Origin of the sequence: Sandarakinorhabdus sp. (assembly GCF_032115815.1) — a bacterium.
In the GTDB taxonomy this organism is placed as follows: domain Bacteria; phylum Pseudomonadota; class Alphaproteobacteria; order Sphingomonadales; family Sphingomonadaceae; genus Sandarakinorhabdus.
Genome location: NZ_JAUMBI010000044.1, coordinates 4,855 through 12,713, shown reverse-complemented (window position 1 = coordinate 12,713; position 7,859 = coordinate 4,855). Strand labels below are relative to the sequence as shown.

The following is a 7,859-nucleotide window of genomic DNA, read 5'->3' as shown; positions in this document are numbered from 1 at the left end:
AATCAGGGCCAGAGCGGCAGGCTAATGGTCACCAATCACAGCAAGCGCCAATCCCGCGCAGCGGGTTCGTTCACCGGCCCAATAGCTGACCATGAAACAGATGGGTGCAGGGACGAGTCCCTGCCCGCCGGAGGCTCTCCTGCAGGGGGAGGGGCTCTTGGGCTTCAGCGCTTGGTGGCGAACCAGATGATGTGGGTGGCGCCCTTGCCGGTTTCGCGGGCGCGGACCTTCACCGTTTCGACGGTGAAACCGCTGCGTTCCAGCTGGCGGCCGAAGGCGGTGTCGGGCGCGGCGGACCAGACGGCGAGCACGCCGCCGGGGCGAAGGGCCTTCATCGCGTCGGCGAGGCCGCGGGGGCTGTAGATCCCATCGTTGGCGGCGCGGGTGAGCCCATCTGGCCCGTTGTCGACATCGAGCAGGATGGCATCATAGAGGGACGCGGCCTGGGCCATCGCGGCCGCGACGTCGCCCATGGTGACGGTGACGCGGGGATCATCCAGGCAGCCGTCTGCCACCGCCGCCATCGGCCCGCGCGCCCATGCGATGATGCCGGGCACCAGTTCGACGACGGTGACGCGCGCGGTGGGCCCCAACCGGCCGAGCACGGCGCGCAGGGTGTAGCCCATGCCATAGCCGCCGATGAGCAGATGCGGCGCCTTGTGGCCGGCCAGGCGGTCGCAGGCCATGGTGCCGAGCGCGACTTCGGAGCCGTGCTGCCGTGTGCTCATCAATTCGTTGCGGTCCAGCACGATCATGAAATCGCTGCCGCGCCGGAACAGCCGCAGCGGCGGGCCGCCGGGCACTTCGGCCTCGCCGATCAGTTCACGTGGGATCACGCCTTAGGCAACCACTTCGCGGCAGTGCGGGCATTTGCGGCGGGGGAAGATGATCAGGCCCTTGATCATCAGGCGTTTGGTGCAGGCCGGGCATTTGATCACGGCGATGAGGACGAGGTTGAGGGCCAGGGCCAACGGCGGCAGCACTAGTCCGACCAGCGCCAGCGGCGTGGGCCAGGGCAGCACCCAGAACAGGGCGGGCAGTGCCGTGGCCTGGGCGAACTGGTTCCACTGCACGCGGTACAGGCCGGGCTGGGCCGCCATCAATAGCGCCAGCTCTTCAGATCAGCCCCCTTCGGTGCGGCGGCTTCGATGCGCTTCAGGATCTTGTCCACATACATGGTGTGGTAGCGCAGGCGGCTGATCTTGTTGGGTTCCTTGGGATCGCCGTTCCAGCAATGCTCGGCGCGGTCGCCGTAAGCGACTTCGCCAAGGAAGGGCGGATCGGCCTGCTTCAGGAAATCCTCGGCCAGGTAGACGGCGTTGTTGAGGTAATAATTGTCCATGTCGCCGACATAGAGGAAGATCTTGTCGCGGATCTTGGGGCCGAGCGTCTTCCAGTCGCGCTGCATGATGTGGCGCAGATCGTAATTCTCGCGCCAGTGGGCGGCGACCTTGGGATCGATCACGCCGGTGCGCTTGTCGAAGATGCGCTGCGGGTAGCCGTCGGCGCCTTGCGGGGAATAGACCGCTTCCCAGATGTCCCACTGCTGGCCGGAACGGGACTTGTCGCCCAGCACCAGTTCCAGCCGCTGTTCCTGTTCCACCGTGTAATCAACATGGCCGAGATAGTTGCGATGGGCCGGGCGATCGACCTTGCCGAACGGGCCGACCTTCCAGAAGACATTCTTGTCCTCATAGATGTTGATGTTGGTATATTGGCGGAAATCAATGGGATCGGGGCAGGCGGCAAAGGCGCCGTTGAACTCGTCGGGGTAGAACATCTGCACCGCCAGCGCTTCCCAGCCGCCGGTGGAGCCGCCGTAGGTGAAACGCGCCCAGCCTTCGCCAAGGCCGCGGAACTTCGTTTCGATGGCCGGCACCAGATCCTTCATGATGGCATCGCCATAAGGGCCGAGATTGGCGGAGTTCACCGCATAGCTGTCGTCATAATAGGGATTGCTGTGGTCGATCTCGACGATGAGGAAGCGGGGGAAGCTGTCGGACGTCCATTTCTTGTAGAGGTCGAAGGCTTCCTGCTGCTCGATCTTGTTGTAGCAGGGCTCGCCAAAGCGCGGCTCCGGCTTGCAGGGTTCCTTGGGATCGGGCGGGGTGGTGCTGAAGCCGCCGAAATCGGCCGGGAAATGCCCGTGGTTGACGATCAGCGGGTAGCGGGCTTCGGGGTGCTTGTCGAAGTCCTTTGGCACCAGCACATGGGCGGTGAGGAAGACATCAGTGCCCCAGAATTTGGAGAGCCGTTCCGACCGGATCTTGAGGTGGCGGACAAATTCGCTGTCCTTGGCCTCTTCGACCGGCGGGATCACCTTGGTGAGCGGGATGGTGACGATGTCCTTGGTGAGCGGGTTGAAGCGCACCTTCATCGGTTCGGAAATGATGTTGCCCGGTTCGGCGCGCCAGTTCTGCCCGGCGCCGCGCGCGGCCGGCAGCTTCACCGTGTGCCCGGTTGAGAGATTATAGGTCTGATATTTGTGGAGGACGGCCTGCACCGTGTAGTCGCCGGCAGGGACCTTGGAGAGATCTTCGGCCGGATAGCCGAGCACGCCGCGGCCGATGCTGGCGCTGCCGCCGGGCTTCAGGCCATCGACGTTGATGCCGAACACCTGCGGCGCATCGGCGCCCAGCTTGACCTGAAAGCGCGGTTCCTTCGATCCGTCGGGCGTGATCACCAGGATGATGCGGCCATCATTGCTGGCGTCGATGCCGGTGGCCGGCAAGGTGACGCGGAAATCGGTGGCGAGCGCCGGCGCCGACAGGCTGGCGGCCAAGGCGGTGCCGATCATGGTGGCAGCCAAAATGCGCTTGTTCATGTGCGTTTCTCCCCAATGCCGGTGTTTTAAGCATGAATTGCCAGCAGCGGCAACGCGTCTCGCTTTTGCAGATGAACGGCGGTTAACCATGAATTTCGGGCAAGTCATCGTGTTTGTTCGATACAGGTTCAGGGCGCATCGCTTGCCAACCTTCATGAATCATTTATCGTAACAAGCTGCAAAACCTTTGGTCGGGGAAAACGCAACATGCAGCAAATCCTGTCATCAGATGTGATATTGGTCGGCTTTTCATTGCTTTTGGGCGGCCTGCTTGGTGTTTTTGGGGAACGCATGCGGGCCGAGCGGAAGAACGACAGCGCCCAGGATGACACAATCCGGCGTGACAAGCGCTGACGGGGAGGTCGGGCCGCAATAATCGTTAACAGAAAAATAGTTAACAGTCGTCAATAGCACTTTACATAAAGTAACTTTCAGCTTACGAAGGTTATGTATCAAGTGCTAACGAGTGAGGGCGGCGTATGATTTTCAACGGTATCGCACAGGCTTTGGGCGAATTGCTGGCAACCGATGGTGCCTTGATGGTGCTGTCCATGCTGTTCGGCATATTGCTGGGCATGCTGTGGTCGGGTCGTTCCTTCCCGCGCCGCCTGCCGCGCTCGATGGCCCGGGCTTCGGCCAACCAGCTGAACCGTTTGTCCTGATCATCGCCGGGCTGGCCATCGCCCGACACGCAGTCTAGTTTGGCGCCATGCGCGCCCTTCGATTTCTACCACTGTACTACCTGGGGGCGTTGCCAGCGATGGCAGCGCCCTCCTTGTGTGCGCATCTGCCCGAAAAGGGATCGGTGGCCGCTGCTGCCCCCCTCGAAAGCGTGGCGGCCAAGCCGCGGGCGGATCGCAGCCTGATCTGCCCACCCGGATTCGTGCTGGAAACATCGGCCCGCATCCCGGTCTGCACCCGCCCCGGCCAGGCCCAGGTGGAGGGCGACCCGCGCGCCGCCTGCCGGGCCAGCCTGGCGCTGGGGCCGGTGGCGCCGGTACCGACGCAATGGCGGCCAACGCGCAGCTGCCCCGGCGGTGCGATCACCGCGGTGGTGCGGCTGGAAGGCACCAATCTGGGCCTTGCCGATGTCGATCTGACCAGTGAGAGCGCGAGCGTGAAGGCCGAATCGGTGGGAGAGGAGGACAAGGGCCTCAAACCCGCCGAGCGGCCTTCAGCACAGGGCTGTTTCGCGCATCAATGCCGGCTGGTGCGGCTGAGCATTGCTGCCGATGCACCAGACGAGGTGCAACTGCGTTTCAGCATCAAGGATGGCGCCAGCAGCACGGCGCGCATCCCGGTCATCACGCACTGCCCCGATCCGCTGGGGAAGCGCTGATCATTTGGTCCGGAGCGGGCGATCATCGGTTGCCGCCAGCCAGATCGCCGCCGTCCATGCCGCCACATTCTGATCGAGCTGGGCGCGGTCCACCTTGTCCAGCGTATCGTCGGGCGTGTGGTGCACGTCGAAATAGCGCGTCATGTCCTGCCCCAGATCGAGCACACCCACGCCGGTGGCGGCAAGCGGCCCCACATCCGGCCCGCCGCCGGCGCTGTTGCTGCGTGCCTGATCAATGGCCAGCGGGGCGAGCACGCTGGCCATTTCGGCGAACAGCGGCAGGCCGGCTGTGGCCACCTTGGAATCGATGGTGAAGATCCGATCGGCACCGGCATCGCTTTCGCCGGCCAGCACGATGTTTTCACCCGCATGCGCTGCGGCATAGGCGCGGCCGCCGATCAGGCCGAACTCTTCGGCGCCCCACAGCACCACACGGATGGTGCGGCGCGGCGCCAAGCCGGTGCGGTCCACGTGGGCCTTGATGGCGGCAGCCGTCGCCAGGCTGATGGCGACGCCAGCGCCATCGTCGAACACGCCCTGGCCCAGATCCCAGCTGTCCAGATGTCCGCCCAGCACCACCACTTCGCCGGGTACCGTACCGGGGATTTCGGCGGTGACATTGGCGGATTGGCCGGGCCGGCTGGTGGGGGTGGAGAGCAACTGCATCTGCACAGGCCCTGCGGCGCAGCGGCGCGCCAGCAGTTCAGCATCGGGCAAGGCCAGCGCCAGCGCCGGGATTGGGGTGATGCCGGCCGGGAACACGGTACCGCCGGTGTGCGGATTGCGGTGATAATCGGTGCCCAGGCTGCGGATCAGCACGGCCGCTGCCCCCTTTTGCGCGCCCAAGGCCGGCGCGGCACGGCGCACGGCGCCGTTCGCGCCATAGCTGCTGCCATCCTGCGTCACGCCCATGCGATGATCGATGAAAACAATGCGGCCCTTCACGGCGGCGTCCGGCGCCGCGCGGAAGGCGGCGAGGTTGCTGAAGCAGGTGACAGGCGCGGTGATCCCGCCGGCCGGCGTGGCGCCGGAAGTGCCCAGCGCGGCGAGCGCCAGCTGGTGATTGCTGCCGACGATGGTGGCGCTGGCCTGCCCGCGCTCCCACAGCGTCAGCGGGAAGGCCTCCTCACGGATGTTGACCAGCCCCAATTTCTGCATTTCGGCCTTGGCCCACGCCCGGCCGCGCGCTTCGGCTTCGGTGCCGGCCAGGCGCTGGCCCACGGTGTCGGTGAGGTTCGACAGCAGCCCCCACGCCTTGTTGCCGGCCAGGGCGGCATCGCGCAGCTGGGCGGCGGTGGCCAGACGGTCGTTCCCCGCCGGTTGCGCCATGGCAGGAATGGCGAGCAGGCAGGCAGCGGTTGCCAAAGCGGTGATGCGGCGCATGTAAGGGTTCCCCTGTTTGTGCGCCTTCCTTTACGCCGCGGCGGCGTGGGGTCAATCGACCCGTTTGCGCCCATCGCGCCCATCGGCTAATGGCAGCGCGACCTTCCAACACCCAGGATCCGGAGCTTCCCCGTGGCCTATCAATATGCGTTCGTGATGAAGGGTCTGTCCAAGACCTATCCCGGCGCCAACAAGCCCTGTTTCAAGGATATCACCCTGTCGTTCCTGCCGGGGGCGAAGATCGCCATCATCGGCCCGAACGGCGCCGGCAAATCGACCCTGATGAAGGTGATCGCCGGCATCGATACCGAATATGTGGGTGAAGCCTGGGCCGCCGAAGGCGTGCGCGTGGGTTACCTGCCGCAGGAACCGCATCTCGATCCAAACAAGGATGTGAAGGGCAATGTGATGGACGGGGTGCGCCCCGTCGCTGATCTGGTGGACCGGTTCAACGCGATCAGCGCCGAAATGGCCGATCCGAAGGACGATACCGATTTCGACAAGCTGCTCGAGGAAATGGGCACGCTGCAGGAAAAGATCGACGCCGTGGATGGCTGGACGCTCGACAACCAGCTCGAAATCGCCATGGACGCGCTGCGCTGCCCGCCGGGGGATAGCGGCGTGCAGAAATTGTCGGGCGGGGAAAAGCGCCGCGTGGCGCTGTGCAAGCTGCTGCTGGAAAAGCCGGAAATCCTGCTGCTGGATGAGCCGACCAACCACCTTGATGCCGAAAGCGTGTCGTGGCTGGAAAACCACCTCAAAGAATATAAGGGCATGGTGATCCTGGTTACCCACGATCGCTACTTCCTTGATAATGTGGTGAAATGGGTTCTCGAACTGGATCGCGGCCGCGCCATTCCGTTCGAAGGCAACTACTCCGATTGGCTGGAAGCCAAGCAGAAGCGCCTGGGCCAGGAAGAGCGTGAAGACGCCAGCCGCGAAAAGGCCATCAAGCAGGAGTTGGAGTGGATCAGAGCCTCGCCAAAGGCCCGCCAGACCAAGAGCAAGGCCCGCATCAAGGCCTTTGACGAACTGGTGGAAAAACAGGCCAACCGCCGCCTGGGCGAAGCGCAGATCCTGATCCAGATTCCGGAACGCCTGGGCAACAAGGTGATCGAGGCCCACAACCTCACCAAGAGCTATGGCGACAAATTGCTGTTCGAAAATCTGTCGTTCAGCCTGCCGCCGGGCGGCATCGTGGGCATCATCGGCCCCAACGGCGCCGGCAAGACCACCTTGTTCCGCATCATCACCGGCCAGGAAGTGCCGGATGAAGGCGAGATCGTCATCGGTGAAACGGTGAAGATGGCCTATGTCGACCAGAGCCGCGATGCGCTGGCATCCGACAAGAATGTCTGGGAAGAGATTTCCGGCGGCAACGACAAATTCTATTTCGGCAAGAACGAGGTGCTGACCCGCGCTTATGTGGGCGCGTTCAACTTCAAGGGGCCGGACCAGCAGAAGAAGGTTGGCCTGCTGTCAGGCGGTGAGCGCAACCGCGTGCACATGGCCAAGATGCTGGTGAAGGGCGGCAACGTGCTGCTGCTCGACGAACCGACCAACGACTTGGACGTGGAAACCCTGCGCGCGCTGGAAGAAGCACTGGAAAGCTTTGCCGGCTGCGCCGTGGTCATCAGCCACGACCGCTTCTTCCTCGATCGCCTGGCAACGCACATTTTGGCGTTCGAAGGCGACAGCCACGTCGAATGGTTCGAAGGCAATTTCCAGATGTATGAGGAAGACAAGCGGCGGCGCCTGGGCGACGCGGCGGATCGTCCGCATGCGCTGACCTACAAGAAGTTGACGCGCTGAACCATTTAACGTCACCCCGGCGAACGCCGGGGCCCATCGCCCGACCGTGGTGCCTGGTGCGCCGGTCGGGAGATGGATCCCGGCGTTCGCCGGGAAGACGGGAAGGTTGGGAACGGGCTTAATCCGCCTTCAGCACCGGAAAACCCAGCTCCGTTACTGCCAAATCTAGCCAGTGCGGATTGCGTTCCTCGATCAATTCGATCTTCCAGGCGCGCCGCCACTCCTTGATCTGCTTCTCGCGGCGAATGGCCAGTTCGATCTCGCCGAACGCCTCGTGCCAGACGAGCCGTTTGATGCCGTGTTCACGGGTGAAGCCGGCGATCTGGCCGAGGCGGTGTTCGGAGAGGCGACGCATCAGATCGGACGTGACGCCCGTGTAGAGTGTGCCCTGGCGGCGGTTGGCGAGGATGTAGACGTGGCCGCCTTTTTCCACCTTCTACCTCCGGATGTGCGCTGGTGTTGCGGCCGGGCGATGGGCCCCGGCGTGCGCCGGGGTGACGG

Annotated in this window: 9 protein-coding genes; 4 read left to right on the top strand and 5 right to left on the bottom strand. The window is 64.0% G+C overall.

The features are described 5' to 3' along the window. Nucleotides 1-164 precede the first annotated feature (164 nt). Genes RT662_RS02380 through RT662_RS02370 form a run of 3 tightly spaced genes read right to left on the bottom strand, consistent with a single transcriptional unit; the run spans nt 165 to nt 2,824 of the window. Nucleotides 165-836 carry a spermidine synthase gene (locus RT662_RS02380; protein ID WP_313668852.1) on the bottom strand — a complete coding sequence of 224 codons (672 nt, stop codon included), beginning with the start codon at nt 834-836 and terminating at the stop codon, nt 165-167. Nucleotides 837-839: 3 nt separating this feature from the next. After that, entirely contained in the window at nt 840-1,100 is a 261-nt protein-coding gene (locus RT662_RS02375) for a hypothetical protein (RefSeq protein WP_313668851.1), read from the bottom strand. Next, nucleotides 1,100-2,824, bottom strand: coding sequence for a hypothetical protein (locus RT662_RS02370; RefSeq protein ID WP_313668849.1), 1,725 nt, complete (start codon nt 2,822-2,824; stop codon nt 1,100-1,102). Before RT662_RS02370 ends, RT662_RS02375 begins: the two co-directional genes overlap by 1 nt. Nucleotides 2,825-3,031: 207 nt before the next feature. Between RT662_RS02370 and RT662_RS02365 the strand changes: the two genes are divergently transcribed. The 3 genes from RT662_RS02365 (at nt 3,032) to RT662_RS02355 (ending at nt 4,163) form a co-directional block, all read left to right on the top strand. Beyond that, entirely contained in the window at nt 3,032-3,178 is a 147-nt protein-coding gene (locus RT662_RS02365) for a hypothetical protein (protein WP_313668847.1), read from the top strand. 125 nt (nt 3,179-3,303) lie between these two features. Next, nucleotides 3,304-3,486, top strand: coding sequence for a hypothetical protein (locus tag RT662_RS02360; RefSeq protein WP_313668845.1), 183 nt, complete (start codon nt 3,304-3,306; stop codon nt 3,484-3,486). 98 nt (nt 3,487-3,584) lie between these two features. Next, nucleotides 3,585-4,163, top strand: coding sequence for a hypothetical protein (locus tag RT662_RS02355; protein WP_313668843.1), 579 nt, complete (start codon nt 3,585-3,587; stop codon nt 4,161-4,163). On the opposite strand, the gene RT662_RS02350 is transcribed toward RT662_RS02355, so the two are convergent. Then, on the bottom strand, nt 4,164-5,546 hold the full coding sequence (locus tag RT662_RS02350; RefSeq protein WP_313668842.1) for a M28 family peptidase: 1,383 nt from the start codon (nt 5,544-5,546) through the stop codon (nt 4,164-4,166). It abuts the gene before it with no gap. Nucleotides 5,547-5,678: 132 nt separating this feature from the next. On the opposite strand from RT662_RS02350, the gene ettA reads away from it, so the two are divergent. After that, a complete protein-coding gene (gene ettA / locus RT662_RS02345; protein ID WP_313668840.1) occupies nt 5,679-7,358 on the top strand; it encodes an energy-dependent translational throttle protein EttA in 1,680 nt (559 codons plus the stop codon). Between the two features lie 118 nt (nt 7,359-7,476). Here the strand turns inward: ettA and RT662_RS02340 are convergent, their stop codons facing one another. Then, nucleotides 7,477-7,791, bottom strand: coding sequence for a GIY-YIG nuclease family protein (locus RT662_RS02340; protein WP_313668838.1), 315 nt, complete (start codon nt 7,789-7,791; stop codon nt 7,477-7,479). Nucleotides 7,792-7,859 lie beyond the last annotated feature (68 nt).

What these genes read in the sequence shown, in the direction of transcription:
- RT662_RS02375 (WP_313668851.1), bottom strand. Translation starts at nt 1,100, where the DNA reads ATGGCGGCCCAGCCCGGCCTGTACCGCGTGCAGTGGAACCAGTTCGCC.
- RT662_RS02355 (WP_313668843.1), top strand. Translation starts at nt 3,585, where the DNA reads ATGGCAGCGCCCTCCTTGTGTGCGCATCTGCCCGAAAAGGGATCGGTG.
- RT662_RS02365 (WP_313668847.1), top strand. Translation starts at nt 3,032, where the DNA reads ATGCAGCAAATCCTGTCATCAGATGTGATATTGGTCGGCTTTTCATTG.
- RT662_RS02370 (WP_313668849.1), bottom strand. Translation starts at nt 2,824, where the DNA reads ATGAACAAGCGCATTTTGGCTGCCACCATGATCGGCACCGCCTTGGCC.
- RT662_RS02360 (WP_313668845.1), top strand. Translation starts at nt 3,304, where the DNA reads ATGATTTTCAACGGTATCGCACAGGCTTTGGGCGAATTGCTGGCAACC.
- RT662_RS02350 (WP_313668842.1), bottom strand. Translation starts at nt 5,546, where the DNA reads ATGCGCCGCATCACCGCTTTGGCAACCGCTGCCTGCCTGCTCGCCATT.